The organism is Paenibacillus sp. IITD108, assembly GCF_036541265.1.
Lineage (GTDB): Bacteria > Bacillota > Bacilli > Paenibacillales > Paenibacillaceae > Pristimantibacillus.
This window is the reverse complement of sequence record NZ_JAZHCT010000016.1, coordinates 136,657-153,084: the sequence shown is the minus strand read 5'-3', so window position 1 is coordinate 153,084 and position 16,428 is coordinate 136,657. Positions and strand designations below refer to the sequence as shown.

Genomic DNA, 16,428 nt, shown 5'->3' with positions numbered 1-16,428 from the left:
TGCGAGCCCGCGCTTGCCGGGCGCCGTTTGCGAAACATCTTTGCCGTCAATCAGCACAGAACCGGAGGTTTGCGGATCAAGGCCTGCAATCATGCGCAGCAGCGTTGTTTTGCCGCATCCGGAAGGGCCAACCAAAACGGTAAACTTACCGTCCTCAATCGTCAGATTGAGATTTTCGATGACATTGTGCTTATCAAACGTTTTTGTTACATTTTTCAGTTCAATTGATGCCATTATTTCAGCCTCCTTAGCTATCCAGCCGCGCTTATATATCTTACTTAAGTTCAATGATAATTCCAGTACGAGCTGTGCCTAGGTTCTTATTGATGTTAGTAATTGATGATGTGCCTTAGCTTAAACAAATTCTAAAACGTTTACAATTTCTTTATATTGATAACGTTGATGACTTCGATTCAAAGGATATCTCTTCGCCATCGTTTGTTCCTCCTGCTAATGACGCGCTCTATTCATTGCTCATTTTGTTTTGTGTTGTGCGCGCCACAGCTCTCCTGCATAACATTGACAAATACTTGCATTCCAATGTTTATTTTTTTCGTGTATGATGTAAATGAGGAATTGCGATTAGATTATTTCAATTACCATTGGAATTCAATAATCGTTTTTTCCCAGCTTCTGTGAGCTGCAGCAGATTCCATAACTTTGGCGAGTTGGTCTGCTGTACTCACTTTCTCATAGCTTTTTGGAACAATTTTGCGCAACGTATTTTGATAGTCAGGAGACTCCATTGCACGAATAACCTGCCGGAAATCATGTGATGTGCTTCTGCTGCTTCCATGCACGGTAATTCCTTTTTCAAGAATATCGCGTGTGTTGATTGGAACGAGCTCCTCCGTAACCCCCATTAAGATGAGATGTCCGCCTGGAGCAAGCATATCGATTGCTTGATTAATTGCACTTTCGCTAAATTTACCCCCAGTACATTCAATCGCAATATCGACCTTTTCAGCCTGTTCAAAATTGAAAGTCTGTACCATTTCACGGTTTGCAAAATCGAAGTTCGAAAGCTTATCTTCTATTGCTCCGAATACAGTAAGCCGATCCTTGCCGAGACCAAAGCAATGATGTACCATTGCTGCTGTCAAATAGCCAACGGGTCCATCGCCGAACACGACTGCGCTTCCGGCTGCAAGCTTTCCACTCACCATTTCAAGTGCTTGATGCGATACGGAGCATAGCTCAGCAAGTACTGCGATCTCATCAGGAATATTGTCCGGTATAGGGATGACATTCTCATGCGGCACTACTAGCCTGCTTTGCGCCATTCCGTCAATGCCGCTGGCTAGAAATCCGCCGTTCAAGCAATAATTCTCGCCGACCCCCGCTCGACATACCGAGCAGCATTCCTCTTTCGTAATTCTTCGAGTTACAAAACCTGGAAGATTAGGCACGATAACCACTCTTTGCCCAACCTGTAAATGATCAGCTCGACTTTCAATAACCCGGCCAATCCCTTCATGCAATAGTGCCATGGGCAATTTTTTTGCTAATGCTTCTGGTCGTCTTTGCCCGGTGAAATAACGCAAATCCGCATGGCAGATACTTGTTATCTCCGGCTCTACTACAACCTCCCCTTCGCTCACCTCTCTTTCGATTGTGATTTCTGAGATTTCACCTGGTTGATTCAAACGAAACACCTTAGATGTAACGTTCACTCCTATCGAACTGCTCACCTGATGCACCTCCCTTATGTGACCTGCAAGATGTATATGAAACCTCGGAAAGACTGCATCAGATTGTAATCGCAGTTCATGCCTAAAGCAATCTTAACCAAGAGACTCACCAATTTTAGAACCACCGCAAGCAAGCATTAAACCGTAATAACATCTACGCCATGCTCGTTAAATTGTTTTATATCGAACTCTGAAGCTTCATTCCCGGTAATCAAAGTATGGATAGCGCTATTAGGCGCTACCGAATGCAGCGACACCTTCCCAATTTTGCTTGAATCCGCTACAACAATTGTTTGTTGAGCCGCTTTAATCATGCCAATTTTGGTTGGGACTAGCTGAGCCTCCGGATGCATTAAGCCCAATTTGGAATGAAGGACCGGAATCCCGATAAATGCCTTGTGTACGTGAAGCGATTCCAGCACTCGATCTGTAAACATGCCGTTAAGCATATAACTTGAGGGATATAGATCGCCGCCTGTTAGAATTACTTTAATGCCCGGCGAATCTCGCAGTTCAGCAGCAACGTTCATATCGTTAGTTACAACAGTAAGATTCGTGCGGTGAACTAAATTTTTGGCGATATGAAGCGTCGTAGTCCCCGAATCAATAATGATATGCTCGCCGTCTTTAACAAGCTCTGCTGCACGCTTGCCGATGCGCATCTTCTGATCAAGCTGATCGTTGAAGCGATCGTTGAAGGAAGCCTCGACGTTAGCCCACTCATCGATCGTCACACCTCCGTGCGTTCGTTTAAGCAGACCTTCTTGTTCGATCTCCGACAGATCTCTGCGTATCGTTGCGTCATGAACAGAAAATTCATTAGCCAGTTCAGATATCGTAGCGACTCTGTTTTTCCGCACATATTCTACGATTCGCGCTTTTCTTTCAACTGCTAACACCAATACCCCTCCTTTACAAACGGATTTACAAAATGTTCATAAATGTTCATTTAAGCTTTCTTTTGCTTAATTAAAGAATAAATTCACGCAATAGATCTGTCAAGAACATTCTACAAACTTTTTTGATTGTTAATTACAACCAATGCCTCTATCGTTTGTTTTCGCCAATTGTTGAATATAAGAATTATTAATAAATTGTAAAGGGTTACATTGTTTAATATTCGCAACTTACACTCGTTATGATAATTAAACATCATTAAATAACAAAAATCAATATCAAACATCAAAAAATAAAACATTTGCATTAACAATTGCTTAACAAAACTAAATTCGCAGAATTCATAGGGATACTTTTCTCCACTCTATTTCCACTTCATTCCATAATCCTTTGCTTTCGACTATTAAAATGAATGCTAGTGCACGTTGCTGCAATTCCTGTTTGACGAATTCAATCCATTAACCTATATCAATTACACTCAGTGTAATGAAATAGAAGTGGAACAGTTTAATGGAAACATGGTCTCTTTTAATATCCAATCCAATATTTTTATTGTTTTTTGATGTTTGTCGTTATTTTGACAATACATCCACTCGTTTTATTAGTACATTATTTAATTTTATATACGCTTTTTTTTGCTCATTATGCTTATTAAGCCGCTCCATTTTATATTTTTTGTAAAGAAGCACTATATTCATAACTCATTCTTATTTGCTTTTTCTTGCAATTTTGATACGATAAGCATATTAGAATTAAAGCAGGCTGTATGTAACTGGCGAAGCAGTGGAATTGACCACAAGGGAGCATGCAGCATAAATATACCGTTCGCCTGGGGAAAAGTGTCAATCGATGCCACGCGCTTGCTGTGTGCTCGATGATGCTTTTTTTTGTATTTCATTATGAAGGAGGCAGATTGATGACGTTATTAATGAAGGCAAAAGATGCGGCAGAACAAATGTATGAACGAATGAAAACGCAAGTTGAGCAATTGCAAAGGGAGAATATAAATCCGCAAATGGCAGTTATTCTTGTAGAAGGCGATCCCGCCTCCCTTTACTATGCGCAGGCCAAGCATAAGCTCGCTTCGAAGCTAGGGGTACAGTTTATTTTGCACACCCTGGCAGCAAATACCGCCGAGGCAGCATTGCTCCAATTTATTCATGAGCTTAACATGGATACAAATGTGCATGGCATTATGGTCGAGCTGCCGCTTCCAAAGCAAATTTCAACAGCCGCTGTAGAAGCTGCTATCGCTCCCATGAAGGATATTGACGGTGTCACACCAGCTAATAAACTTGCGACAATGACAGGCGCTCCCGGATTATATCCTGCAACCCCGCAAGCATGCATTATGCTGCTTAAGCATTATGGATATTCCTTGTATGGCAAAAATGTCACCTTGGTCGGACGCGGCCAAACGGTTGGCATGCCCTTATTTCATATGCTGCAGCGTGAAAATGCAACCGTTACAGTATGTCATTCCCATACCGCCGATCTCGCTTCACACTTAGCAAAGGCTGATATCGCCTTTGTCGCAGTCGGCAAAGCGCGCATGATTGTGCCTGCGCTCGTACATTCTAAGCTTGTAATTATCGATGCGGGCATTAATGAAAACAGCGATGGCAAGATGGCCGGCGACGTTGCTAAAGAAACGGCGGATTGCGTAGAAGCGATGTCCCCTGTTCCAGGCGGTGTCGGAACATTAACAACCGCCATATTGTTCAATAATTTAATGCAAGCGGTTATGCTTCAGCAACAGGAGGCGGAGTCCAATGAGTAATCGCATTTGGGAGCAATCCATTCGCCAGTTTGTTGCCGACGCCGCCAGCGCAAAGCCGACTCCAGGCGGCGGGAGCGTTGCAGCATTAGTCGCGGCTCTTGGTGCATCAATGACAGCTATGGTTGGCAATTTGTCACAAGGAGAAAAATTTGCTGCTCATGAGCCCGAAATTACTGCAGCGATTCAAGGCATGTACAGCTTAATCCAGGAAAGCGAGAAATTGCTGGCAAAGGATATCGCCTGTTTTAACGCCTACATGAACATTTTGCAGCTAAAATGCTATTCTGCTGAAGAAAAGCTTGCAAGAAAACAAGCTTTGCAGGAAGCAACCATACAAGCGCTGCTCGTCCCTCTCCATCTTATTGAAGCCTGCAAGGACGGACTTCAGCTAACGAGCAGCATCACTGCGCAGGCTAACCGAAACGTTATCTCCGATCTGGGAATCGGCGCTATTTTGCTGGAGGCAGCTGCACAATCCGCACTTCTGACCGTCGAGATCAATATCCAAGCCTTAAAGGATAACGCGCTTAAAGATCAGTATGCGCTTCAAGCCTCCTCCCTCATGCAAGAAATCTCAGCTTTGAAGCATAACGTTATTCAGGCTGCTCGCCAGCGTATAGCAAACTGATCCAGCCTATGAGCCAAACGCAAAGAAGCAGATATCGCCATCGCCATCTGCTTCTTTGTACTATTAGTAAGGTTAATTATTAGGACTGTTACCATTCAAAATGAATAATCGTCTTTTCCCAGCTTCTGTGTGCTGCTGCAGCTTCCATAACTTTGGCGAGTTGGTCTGCAGTGCTGACATATTCAAAGTTTTCAGGAACAATTTTGTCCAGCGTTTTTTGATAAGCTGGCGATTCCATTGCTTGAATAACTTGTTCAAAATCATATGAGGTGCTTCTGCTGCTGCCGTGCACAGTAATTCCTTTTTCGAGAATATCTCTTGTATTGATTGGCACACGGTCTTCTGTTACACCAAGCAATATAAGATGTCCGCCCGGCGCCAGCATATCGATCGCTTGATTAATTGCACTTTCGCTGAACTTGCCGCCTGTGCATTCAATTGCAACATCAACCTTTTCAGCGTTTTCGAAGTCAAAGGTTTGCACCATTTCGCGATTAGCAAAATCAAAGTTTGCAAGCTTCTCCTCCATAGCGCCAAATACAGTAAGGCGATTCTGGTCAAGGCCGAAGCAGTGATGAACCATTGCTGCAGTCATATAACCAACCGGTCCATCGCCAAATACTACAGCACGGCCCTTAGCCAATTGCTCTTTAACAATAGCGAGCGCATGATAGGATACGCTGCAAAGCTCTGCCAAAACCGCAATACGGTCAGGGATGCTGGAAGGGATGCGAATCACATTTTGTTCTGGCATAACGAGTCTGTTTTGAGCCATACCATCTATTCCACTGCCCAAAAATCCGCCATTCAAGCAATAATTGTCGCTTAATCCAGAGCGGCAAGCAGAGCAGCATTCCTCTTTCGGAATTCCTTCTCTGGCATAGGCCGGCAGGTTGGGAACGATAACGACACGATCGCCAGCCTCCACCTTTGAAGAACGACTCTCAACTACTCGGCCGATCCCTTCATGAAGAAGAGCCATCGGAAGCTTTTTGGCGAGCGCCTCCGGCCGTCTTTGGCCTGTAAAATAACGCAAATCCGCGTGGCATATACTAGTTACATCCGGTTGAATTACAACCTGTTTGTCCTTCACCTCTCTTTCTATAGAAACCTCAGTAATTTCTCCGGGTTTAATTAATCGAAATACTTTTGACATAACTTTTGAATCAGATTCATTACTCATTCCGGACACCTCCTGAAGTTGTACCAAAGCTATTTATATGAAATCTCGAAGAAAGATCCGAGAGATTCACCGGATTAAATATTGCTGGGTAATTATATAATTGTTCACTTTGTGCTCATTATTGCTCAATAAAGTTCAATTACTGCTTAAATAAAGGATAAAAGTAGAGGTTGCTTCTGTCAAGATATATTTAAGGCAAAGTTTTCGCCTTGATTTTTCACGTACGTCCCAATATACTGCTCAAATGTTAATAAAATTAATATAATCCATGCTCATTTTTGTTCAACTATAACTCTATCTCATTACGGCTAGACCGGTACAGCAATTGACCAAATTCTGGATTATAGTTATATTCATTATTGAATACAAGCAATACGATGTTGCGCTAGAATGGCATTTGCGCACACATCCAAGGAGGTTATATTATGTCTTTCAGCTATTATGGTGAGCTTTGTACAGAAGTGTATGATCTAACCAAAAAGGTCGGCCAGTCTATTAATGGCGATTTGGAATACTACTATAGTAGACTCGAACAAACAGAGGGAAAGATTTTAGAAGTTATGGCAGGCTCCGGGCGTGTCACTATCCCGCTGCTTGAAAAGGGACTAAATATTGAAGGAACCGATTACTCTTCGCAAATGCTTGCATCTTGCCGTAATCGCTTAGCCGAGCGCGGCCTGCATGCTAATCTATATGAAGCCGATTTGCAAAAGCTGTCTTTACCGCATAAATACGCGGCCATTATTATACCTGCTGGCTCTTTTCTTCTAATAGAAGACCGCGAGCAATCACTTCAAGCCCTTAAGCGGCTATATGATCACCTTCTGCCCGGAGGACGGCTCATCCTGGACTTGTTCCTGCCTGACAATCAATTTGAAGCTGGTCAAACAAGCCCGATCTCGACCTATCATATGCCGGACGGCGATATGATTACGATGGAAAGCACATTAGTGGAGACAAGCTTCTTCCACCAATATAAGGTCTCTTACTTGAAGTATGAAAAATGGCGCGAAGGCGCGCTTATTCAAACAGAGCTGCAGCGCTTCGCCCTTCGCTGGTACGGTATAGAAGAATTTAAACTCTTACTTGAGCATATCGGGTTTCAAGATATCGTTATTTCCGCCGATTTTGAATACGGCAAAACGCCTGATTCGAATAGCGAATGCTTTGTTTATGAGGCTGTAAAGCCATAATCACGAGGAAGAGCAAGGCGGTCCAGCACCTTGCTCTTCTTCATTTGTCTTCAGTCGACGTAATGCCTTGCCACAACTAACGCTAAGTAAATGCATTTTGTGCATCTAGTTTCCCCTTTTTTATCGAAAAAACGATTCTAAATGAATTTCATGCTTTTAGTTTTATTGAAACCTCGCCCTCTCCCCATTTCACGGCTCTCCCGCCGCCATTCCCGCCGCATACGCAACCAAATGGGGCTGCCCAGTAGTCAGTATACACTGACTTTCTGGGCAGCCCCTTCTTTATTCTTGATATGTTTCTGCGTTTTCGTTACGTATCTACTCTATTATTCATCGCATTATCAATCCTTCTTCACTGTTACGCTTCTCACTGCACTGGAAGTCACACCCGCATCATTGATAAGCTCCACGCGATACTCATACGTACCGGCTGGCTTGCCATTGATCTGTGTCTGTGCTGTCTGTACGCCTGGCGTTGCCGCAACAAGAGACTGCTCATTGATCAGTACTCCGTTCTCGTACAAACGATACATGCTTCCGTTTGTTCCCCACCACATATTCATTGTTATCGTGTAATTGCCGTCTCCATCCCAGTTGTCATCAGAGAGAACCGGAACACCCGGCGCTGCATCAGTCACCGTGACAGTCAATGTATTACTGGTCGTCACTCCAAAACCGTTGATCAGTTCTGCGCGATACACATAGACACCGTTCGCTCGTCCGCTAATAGCGGTTGCCGTCGTTTGCGCTCCCGGCGACTGATCGCTCAGTAATTTTGTTTCTATTAATACATCGTTCTCATACAAACGGTAAACAGAACCATTGTTTCCCCACCACATATTCATGGTAATGGTATAATCGCCATCGCGAAGGCCAGTATCATGACCATTATTATCGGACAATGTCGGCTTGCCCGGAGCAGCATTGCTTGCCGCGGCGCCGACAATTTCAACCAAAGCTCCCTCTGCTGCGTACGTGCCATAGGCTGCGCCAATGACTGCTGTACCTGCTGTTTTATACAGTACAATGCCATCAGACAGCACTTCAGCAACTGTGTTATCTGAACTTGAATACACAACCTCTGTGCTTACATTTTCATGTGTGCCGTCACTGTAAACAGCATGAACCGTTACCTGTCCCGAACCGCCTGCCGATGCGGACAAATCCAGGCCGTTCAACTCCAGACGAAGCAACTGCGGTCCTTCATTTGTATTCGATACAACCAATTCATATGAAGCTGTCATTCCCTCATAGGCTGCAGTTATCGTCGTTGTACCTGACGTCTTCGCCGTTACAACACCACTAGCGCTCACCTCTGCCACCTCTGGATTGCTGCTTGTGTACGCAACTCCATCAGCAGCTGTCACTTCTTCACTGCTGTCATCGCTGTACGCAGCCGTCACTTGCAGTTGCACCGTCTCATTGACTTCCATCGAAGCAAGAGCGCCGACGATTTGAATGCTTTGCAGTGTTGGCTCTTCCTCTTCAGAGACTATTTCCAGTCGGATATCATCAAACCATATCGGTGAGCCTGCGTTTGCAGGTATGCGCACATATACTTGTAAAATCTCGGTCTGGCTTCGCGGAGTCAGCTCCATTTCGTAATAAACCCAATCTGCCGCACCTTGAATCCCGCTTGCCCACTTGTAGCTTATTGTCGCTCCCGCATTGTTCGTTTCCCTTAGTCCAAAATCCACATCACCTGACGGACTGTAGATCCAGCCACTAAGAAGATACGTCTTGCCCGGAATAACCGCAACATCGTTGGATCGACTTTGCTTCACCGCAGAACCTGGCACAAACTTGAAAGAATAATTTCCGTCATGAGCTTTGTCATCAACACGTCCCACGTCATTACTGCTTATTCTCCACTCTGTCGGAATTGCCGGGTTATCGGGCATCCCGTTCTCAAAACCCGGATTTCCAATCAGGTTGCTGGTATAATCTACTTGAAAATCAAAAGCTTTTACCAACACACCGCCTATGTTGACTGTTAATGCAGCATCATACCGATCTTCTTCCAGTCCCGGAGTAATGGTCAGATTGCCTGCAACGGTAATTTTTTCACCGGCAGGGATCTGAATCGGGTTGTTAAAAGCCAACTGCATCCCTTCCGGCACTATGCCTTCCAATGAGAGCTCAAGCGGCTGCGTTTCTTTGTTGTGCATGGTAATCGCAATCGGATGCGTTCCCCTGACACTCACACGTATATCATTCGAATCCAATTGCACGGTAAGGGATTGGTTCAATATTTTATTGCCATCATTATAGAGGACATCGACAAGCTCGCTCGGCTGACCCTCTTCTATCCGCTGTTCCAATAGAGCCAGGAATTGACCTAATAGTTGTATATAAGAGGCCGGTTCATTTTGATCATAATGCCTTTCCGCCAGATCCAGATGCTGCAGCAGGGCGGATGCAAGTACCTCTTCATCTTCAGCCAACAGATTAACGAGCGGTCTCAAATCTCCCACAGAAGATGCGGATTGATACACAACTACATCATCCAAATACACAGGAACGTCTTCCGTACTGCTAATCTGTGTATTGATCAAAATACTGGTAAGGTCGCCGCCATTAAAATGCTCCGGCAATTCTTCCAGGAAATTTACAGTTGCCCATGTTCCGGCTGTATCTGCAAAAGCAACTCTATCCGATCTATAGACAAGCTTTTTTCCGGCAGTGTTATAGGCCTCAATAACAACTTGCAGTGTTCCGCCGCTCTCCGACCCCTCAGGAGTATAATAACGAACCGAAGACGCCAATAATCCCGGCGTGACCGGAATCGTTTGATACACGCCGCCGGCCAGCGTATTCTCAAAAAGCATACTGCTATTTCCCTGCTCATCCGTCACCCTCGTAATTTGTGCAGATTGATGCGGGTTCCAAATATTCCAGGAATCAGGCTTGTCGTCCCCTAATTCAAACGATGGATTAATCGACAGCGATGTCACTGAGTCAAGTGACAGCAGCAGTCTTGAAAACTCTCTCAGTTTAGGCGCTTCATAACTTTGCAATAAGGATTGCAGCTTATTTGTTATCGTCCCGCCCTCAGGCTCATATTGCTCAATATATTTCACCAAGTTCCAGAACTCATATGCATTCCAACCCGACCAGCTCTCTCCCACCGGAGTAGCAGGATATCGCAATGCAGGGATCTCCTCGTATTCTGCAAGCAATTCATTGCGCCGTTGAACCACATTCAATCGGAATTCCAACGTCTGCTCCAACTCATCCAATATGTCCAAAGCTTCCTGCTCTGTTGTCGGCTGTTCTATTTTGCCCGGATAACTTAAAACTGAAATTTCATAGTATTCAAACTGATGAAGCAACTGCTCCGCCCGTAATTTTTGCTTTTCCGTTTCGGCTTTGGCGAGCACCGAGTCCAGTAACTCCCTGCTTCTCCGAATCTCATCTTTCGCTAGTGCAAGGTATCCATTCTCATTAAACGATAAATAAATATAGTCCTTGGATATTTGGAACCAACCTGTATTTACCGCTTTCTCATACCAAAATGTTTCCCATATTTCAAAATATTCCTTCAGATCGGCAGCAGCTTCCTCACCAACAGCGCGTTCATACCAATGTTGTAAAAGTTCATCCACATCTTGATCCCGATTCCATTGCAATTTTGCAATAATCCATGGCTGAGGTCCATCCCCAAGTATAGGATGCATATCCCAATGATGCACCAGAACATTGTTTTCCTCCGCATATTCATATAAATCAGCCAGCAAATGCGGATACACACGAGGCAATGGGTAGTGGTAACTTAACATATAATCATACCAACCCAGTTGCGAAGCAACCTCGCTCCACTGATCCATCAGGTCCTGCTCTTTTTGTCTGATCTCATCATCCATCCAGGCAAGACGGTCTTTCGTGATAACCGGAATTACCCGTTCATTCAACTCAAATTGAGGCGGCTCCGCAACTTGATCGTAAGCGTAAACGCCAAACCATTTATCCGGATGTTCCACAAGCACTCGCTCAACCACGTCATTAACCCATTTATAATAGATTTCAGACATATGGGTTCTGCCGTAAGAATTTATCCGGTCAGGTCTGTCCGGATGACCGGGTACATCTTCACAATAACCTTGTTTGTCATTGACGGCCAAAGAATACGAGGTGGCTTCAGGATTTCGATCAAAATAAGCGTTAATTCTCTCTACAGCTACGTCCACCGTTGCCGGCACAGTAAAGCAAGGCTGCCAGCTGTGTATCGCTCCCGGTGCGGGAGGAGTATTGTTGGGATAAAACTCCGGGTTGGTTTGTCCATAGATTTCTACCGGAAACAAAGCATACAGATTATGCCCCAATGCAATTGGTTGTTCCGATACCGTCCTATTCCGTTCCAGCCACTTCTTGCGAACATCGCCATACTTGCTTGTACTGCCCATATTTATCGTACGGCGCAAAGTCATGAAAGTCGGTTCATCTCGTACATCTTGCTCGGGAAGCAACACTTCATTTAATTGCGGCACATCTTCCCAATCTTCAGTGGGCATCAACCAGGTTACTCCCACATAACTTTCAAGAAAGTCAACTACGCCGTTGCGTGTTCCAATTGATGTCGGACCCACAATCGTAAGGGAATCACTGTCCGGGTGGATGAAAAAACCGTCCGGATGCAAATTTTCCAATCCGTCGGCAATATGCTGATCTGCCGGATAAGAGCCGGCGCCAATTTGAATACGAACAACGGACTCATCATAAGCCAACTCATCAAATTGACCTAGCTTCTGCACGGGCAACGATACCCCGGTTGACTTAAATAAATATTCGATCAAAGTGTCAGCAGCATCTTGCGTTACGGCATCAGCATCGTCCGCAATCAGAATAACAGCATGAGCTTCACCGTCACCAATAATCGCCGTCCCTGCCATCTCTCCTGCATTCGCATGTGAACGGTCCATAATTGTAAGCGTTAACATAATTATGATTAAAGATACAAAGAAAAATAGTATGATAGCAGGCTTCTCTGATACTCTCTTCAAGTTCATCATCTTTTTCCTCCCTGTAATACAATATCGTTTACTCTCAAATCGCCAATATGATTTTCTCAAGTCAGATAGTTTTCCTTCCCCTCCTTTACACAGTCGTGTTGTTGGATTGATAATTTGTCTATAAAAAAAGAAGTCGATTTCTATTTCTTGTCTTATAAAATAATTACTTTTGATGTCTCTCTCAACCCGCTAAACACTCCAGTTTGATAGCTTAATATCTCATTTTTAAATCAACACATGCTCATCAAACAGCAAGTACTCAGCTATAAGTCTTTTTGACCACATTAAAGTTAGAAATGACACAGAATATAGTAATCGATTTCTGGAATAGATTTTCATGAAAACGCTTTTTTGTACACATTTTTTTATTTTTTGGGTCAATTTATCAATTAATTCATAGCTGTAAGGCTGTCCATTCATCTTTCCGGCATTACAAAAAAAGCACACCCGCAAGCGCTCAAGGCGCTCACAATGTGTGCTTCACGTTCGTCGTCACTTCCGCTCAACAATGAACGGTCGACAGATTATGCTTCTATAGGTGACTCTTGGCAACCATTATACCATGATACAAATGGATCCTGCTAGTACAAAGAGCGCTTTTCCTATAATCGCCAAGTAAGCCAACGTTTTTTCATGCTTCATCGCCTGAGCTCCACTTTACCAACAGTTTATCCATAACTTATGCACATATATTTATGACTTACACACAACTGTTTATGACTTATGCACAGATTGCCCGGCCACAACTGTCTCCCTAACTGAAATCATACCTCTCTGCGCGTCATAATCGAACAACGTTAAGTCTGCCGGGCTGCCAACTTGCAACCGCCCTGCCCGCTCGTCCCGCATTACCTTCGCCGGTCGTAACGTCACAGCTTCGACCGTCTCCGCTAAATCCATATCCGTATAGCGAATTGCATTGGCAATGCCCGTGTCGAGAGATGCGGCAGAGCCTGCCAGTATGTCTGGATTCTCGGCTGTATGCAACCAGCCGTCTTCATGCAGTACAACTTTGCCGCCAATCAGGCTGCTGTACTCTCCAGGAGGCATGCCTCCAAACTGCGTTGTATCACTAACTAGAATGCTTTTGTCTCGTTTGGCTCTAAGCATTGCCTTTAGCACCGGCGGAGCCAAATGATGGCCATCCGGAATAAAGGCCGCCCATAGACGATCATCCGCCAGTTGATGCCAGATGTAGTTAGGATGACGCGGCAACATAGGATGAGATCCGTTGCCCAGATGCGTACATAACGTAGCACCGGCTCGAACAGCATCATCCAGTTGCTCAGCTGTTGCCGCCGTATGTCCGATAGCTACCACTACGCCTGATTCCGCCAAGCGTTCGATGAACGCTATAGCTCCATCGCGTTCCGGCGCCAACGTCACCATGCGAATTCGCCCTTCGGCAGCATCTTGCAGACGCATGAACTCCTCCCAGTTCGGGTCCCTGGTATGAACTCGCGGATGCGCTCCCCGGCTTCCGTCCTCGCTCGATAAATACGGCCCTTCCATGTGAATGCCTCTTATAGAAGCAGCGGCATATTGATTCGTTTGGCAGTAGTCAGCAATAACTGACATCGCTTGACGCATCCGTTCAAAACTTCCGGTAATTACGGTAGGCAAATAGCTTGTTACACCCTTGACATGCAGCGTTCGAGTTACTCCTTCAACATCCTCGACAGTCGTCTGCTCTGCATTCAGATCATAACCCCCAAAACCATTTACTTGCAAATCTGTCCACCCTGCCGATATCCAAGGCAAAGACGTGCCCAAAGTCTGATTGCCGGCAGCCACAGGCGAGAGCAGCGCTAATGGAGAAACCCCCGTAATAACGCCGTTCTCCCCCTCAATCTGCACAGCTTCGCCTGTTGTTATCAGCTTCCCTTGCCATTTCATCTTCATCACCTCTATAACGAACTTCTCTCCATGCAACACAAGTACAAGACCGTCCGACGAATCAGCGGTCTTGTTTACCTTCAACTTGGTAATCGGTTACTTCAATGGCATAAAACTAGCACCACTCGTAGATAAGCGAAGAAGATTGTTTATCCAAATACAAGCTCCAATTGGCGTGTGTTTTCATAATTGTAGCCGGGATATTAGCGTCGATCCCATTCTGTAAAGTATCTTTAATCGCACGAGCTTTCGATTGACGTGGAACAACCGATATAATATTGCGACTTTTCAATATTTGCTGCACAGACATCGAAATCGCTTGCTTAGGCACATCTTCCATCGTAGCAAACCAACCTTCGCCAACCTGCTGCATTTTACAAGTCTCTGACAAATCAACAACCTTGAATGGGCGATCATCATTAAAATCTGCAGGCGGATCATTGAACGCAATATGCGCATTTTCTCCTATTCCTATCAGCGCCAAGTCAATCGGGGACTTGCTAATCTCCTGATTCAAGTTATTGAGCACCGCTGCGGTATCGCCTTCACCATCCACTAGCCAATACTTCCCCACATTGACATGTTGCAAGAAGCGCTCTTTCAAATATTTGCGGAAACTGGCGGGATGCTCCTCTGACAAGGCGATATATTCATCAAGGTGGAACATCTCTACCTTTTCCCATGCTATATCCATCTTGACGAAATGCTCCAGAAATTCAAATTGCGAAGCGCCTGTCGAAAGCACAATCCTGGCTGTTCCATTAACGGATATGGCTTCATTTATTAATCTTGCACTCTCTCTGGCTGCCTCTAAACCCGATTGATCTGCTGACTCAAATATATGAATTTTCATAATAATTGCCCTCCTTATAGAATTCCTCTAGTTGTATCATTCTTTTTTCGACTCTGGAACGTTCAGCAGCAAATGCCATAAGATGACTCTGCACCGATTCTTTGGCTGATGTTTGACTCACTTTCACACCTTGTCCCAACTCCCAGGCACGAACAGTTCGCGCAAAGTCCTGCACAAGGCGGCTATCACCGCCTCCATGACCTTCATGCCCTGCAGCTTCTTCTAACTTGATCACTTCGCTTCGTCCCGCACCAAAAGTACGAATTTCAATTTCATTCGTCTCCATTGTGGCGCGAATTTCACCGATCGTTCCCATTAATCTGAGCGTTCGGCTAGTTTTCTCTGTAAATGCGCTCATTGTAAACGCCACTGTAACTTCATTGTCGAAATCCATCGCCACTACTTGATGATCAACCACATCATTGTCACATTGGAACACACAACGACCGAACGGACCTTCTTTTATCGCCTTATATCGAGCTTCATAGCTGGGATCGGCACTCGCCGCCTCAGCTTTCCATCCGCCGTTCTCGATCAAATACGTATTTGGCGCATAATATACGCAAGAGTCTTCAACCGGACAGCCATCGAGACAGTATTTGGGCGCTCCCTCAGGTGCGTTCTGCATGTTAAAATAAGACAAATGTCCATAAGACGAAACGTTCGTACACTTTCCACCTGCGAACCATTGAATAATATCCATGTCATGGCAGGACTTCGCCAGAATCATCGGACTGGACTTCTCCGTATTGTTAAAATAGCCGCGAACGAAGCTGTGCGCCTGATGCCAGTAGCCGACATTCTCATTATGCTGAATGGACATCAAGCGGCCGATTCTCCCATCATCCAGCAATTGTTTAATAGTCTGGAAGAAAGGAGCGTAGCGCAGCACATGACAAATCGTCAGAATGCGATTATGCTTTTCCGCCGTCCTCTCAAGCTCGATACATTCTTTCCAGCTTGGCGACATTGGCTTCTCCAGCATCACATGATAACCGGCTTCCATCGCTTTCATAGCCGGCACATAATGATCCCGATCCTGCGTACAAACAAACACAGCGTCAGCTTGCTTGCCGGCGGCAAACAACTCATCCCAGCTTTTGAAACATTTCTCCTCGGGAATATTAAATGCCGCTTTGGCACGCTCCCGCTTGAAATCATTCGGTTCCGCGACAGCTACAATTTTCATCTCTCGCGGTCGCTTGCTGGCATACTCACTATATCTCATCCCTCTAAGACCTGCGCCGATTAATGCAATTGTAATTGGCTTCATCACAATTTCACCTTCCCTATCCTGC

Annotated in this window: 11 protein-coding genes and 1 riboswitch; of the genes, 3 read left to right on the top strand and 8 right to left on the bottom strand. The window is 45.0% G+C overall.

What is annotated here, in order from left to right:
- From V1L65_RS15720 to V1L65_RS15710, 3 genes are all read right to left on the bottom strand, one after another.
- A partial coding sequence (locus tag V1L65_RS15720; protein ID WP_331700134.1) for an ATP-binding cassette domain-containing protein occupies positions 1–234 on the bottom strand: 234 nt, incomplete at its 3' end.
- A gap of 362 nt (positions 235–596) precedes the next feature.
- Positions 597–1,691 carry an alcohol dehydrogenase catalytic domain-containing protein gene (locus tag V1L65_RS15715; protein ID WP_331700133.1) on the bottom strand — a complete coding sequence of 365 codons (1,095 nt, stop codon included), beginning with the start codon at positions 1,689–1,691 and terminating at the stop codon, positions 597–599.
- 137 nt (positions 1,692–1,828) lie between these two features.
- Positions 1,829–2,590 carry a DeoR/GlpR family DNA-binding transcription regulator gene (locus V1L65_RS15710; protein WP_331700132.1) on the bottom strand — a complete coding sequence of 254 codons (762 nt, stop codon included), beginning with the start codon at positions 2,588–2,590 and terminating at the stop codon, positions 1,829–1,831.
- Between the two features lie 756 nt (positions 2,591–3,346).
- Positions 3,347–3,430, top strand: a riboswitch (ZMP/ZTP riboswitch).
- A 74-nt stretch (positions 3,431–3,504) separates the two neighbouring features.
- On the opposite strand from V1L65_RS15710, the gene V1L65_RS15705 reads away from it, so the two are divergent.
- Positions 3,505–4,368 (top strand): bifunctional 5,10-methylenetetrahydrofolate dehydrogenase/5,10-methenyltetrahydrofolate cyclohydrolase, encoded by an 864-nt coding sequence (locus V1L65_RS15705; RefSeq protein ID WP_331700131.1) that lies wholly within the window; start codon positions 3,505–3,507, stop codon positions 4,366–4,368.
- Positions 4,361–4,996 carry a cyclodeaminase/cyclohydrolase family protein gene (locus V1L65_RS15700; protein WP_331700130.1) on the top strand — a complete coding sequence of 212 codons (636 nt, stop codon included), beginning with the start codon at positions 4,361–4,363 and terminating at the stop codon, positions 4,994–4,996. The genes V1L65_RS15705 and V1L65_RS15700 overlap by 8 nt, the downstream gene beginning before the upstream one ends.
- 88 nt (positions 4,997–5,084) lie before the next feature.
- Here the strand turns inward: V1L65_RS15700 and V1L65_RS15695 are convergent, their stop codons facing one another.
- Positions 5,085–6,179, bottom strand: a complete 1,095-nt coding sequence (locus V1L65_RS15695) for an alcohol dehydrogenase catalytic domain-containing protein (protein WP_331700129.1) — start codon at positions 6,177–6,179, stop codon at positions 5,085–5,087.
- A 425-nt stretch (positions 6,180–6,604) separates the two neighbouring features.
- On the opposite strand from V1L65_RS15695, the gene V1L65_RS15690 reads away from it, so the two are divergent.
- Positions 6,605–7,372, top strand: coding sequence for a class I SAM-dependent methyltransferase (locus V1L65_RS15690; protein ID WP_331700128.1), 768 nt, complete (start codon positions 6,605–6,607; stop codon positions 7,370–7,372).
- 341 nt (positions 7,373–7,713) lie between these two features.
- On the opposite strand, the gene V1L65_RS15685 is transcribed toward V1L65_RS15690, so the two are convergent.
- From V1L65_RS15685 to V1L65_RS15670, 4 genes are all read right to left on the bottom strand, one after another.
- A complete protein-coding gene (locus tag V1L65_RS15685; RefSeq protein ID WP_331700127.1) occupies positions 7,714–12,381 on the bottom strand; it encodes a DUF4838 domain-containing protein in 4,668 nt (1,555 codons plus the stop codon).
- Between the two features lie 714 nt (positions 12,382–13,095).
- Positions 13,096–14,361, bottom strand: coding sequence for an N-acetylglucosamine-6-phosphate deacetylase (gene nagA, locus V1L65_RS15680; protein ID WP_331700126.1), 1,266 nt, complete (start codon positions 14,359–14,361; stop codon positions 13,096–13,098).
- Positions 14,362–14,392: 31 nt separating this feature from the next.
- Entirely contained in the window at positions 14,393–15,130 is a 738-nt protein-coding gene (locus tag V1L65_RS15675; RefSeq protein WP_331700125.1) for a glucosamine-6-phosphate deaminase, read from the bottom strand.
- A complete protein-coding gene (locus V1L65_RS15670; protein WP_331700124.1) occupies positions 15,111–16,403 on the bottom strand; it encodes a Gfo/Idh/MocA family protein in 1,293 nt (430 codons plus the stop codon). The genes V1L65_RS15675 and V1L65_RS15670 overlap by 20 nt, the downstream gene beginning before the upstream one ends.
- Positions 16,404–16,428 lie beyond the last annotated feature (25 nt).

Excerpts from the sequence above, each read along its gene's own strand:
- V1L65_RS15670 (WP_331700124.1), bottom strand. The coding sequence starts at position 16,403 with ATGAAGCCAATTACAATTGCATTAATCGGCGCAGGTCTTAGAGGGATG.
- V1L65_RS15690 (WP_331700128.1), top strand. The coding sequence starts at position 6,605 with ATGTCTTTCAGCTATTATGGTGAGCTTTGTACAGAAGTGTATGATCTA.
- V1L65_RS15705 (WP_331700131.1), top strand. The coding sequence starts at position 3,505 with ATGACGTTATTAATGAAGGCAAAAGATGCGGCAGAACAAATGTATGAA.
- V1L65_RS15675 (WP_331700125.1), bottom strand. The coding sequence starts at position 15,130 with ATGAAAATTCATATATTTGAGTCAGCAGATCAATCGGGTTTAGAGGCA.
- V1L65_RS15685 (WP_331700127.1), bottom strand. The coding sequence starts at position 12,381 with ATGATGAACTTGAAGAGAGTATCAGAGAAGCCTGCTATCATACTATTT.
- V1L65_RS15700 (WP_331700130.1), top strand. The coding sequence starts at position 4,361 with ATGAGTAATCGCATTTGGGAGCAATCCATTCGCCAGTTTGTTGCCGAC.
- V1L65_RS15695 (WP_331700129.1), bottom strand. The coding sequence starts at position 6,179 with ATGAGTAATGAATCTGATTCAAAAGTTATGTCAAAAGTATTTCGATTA.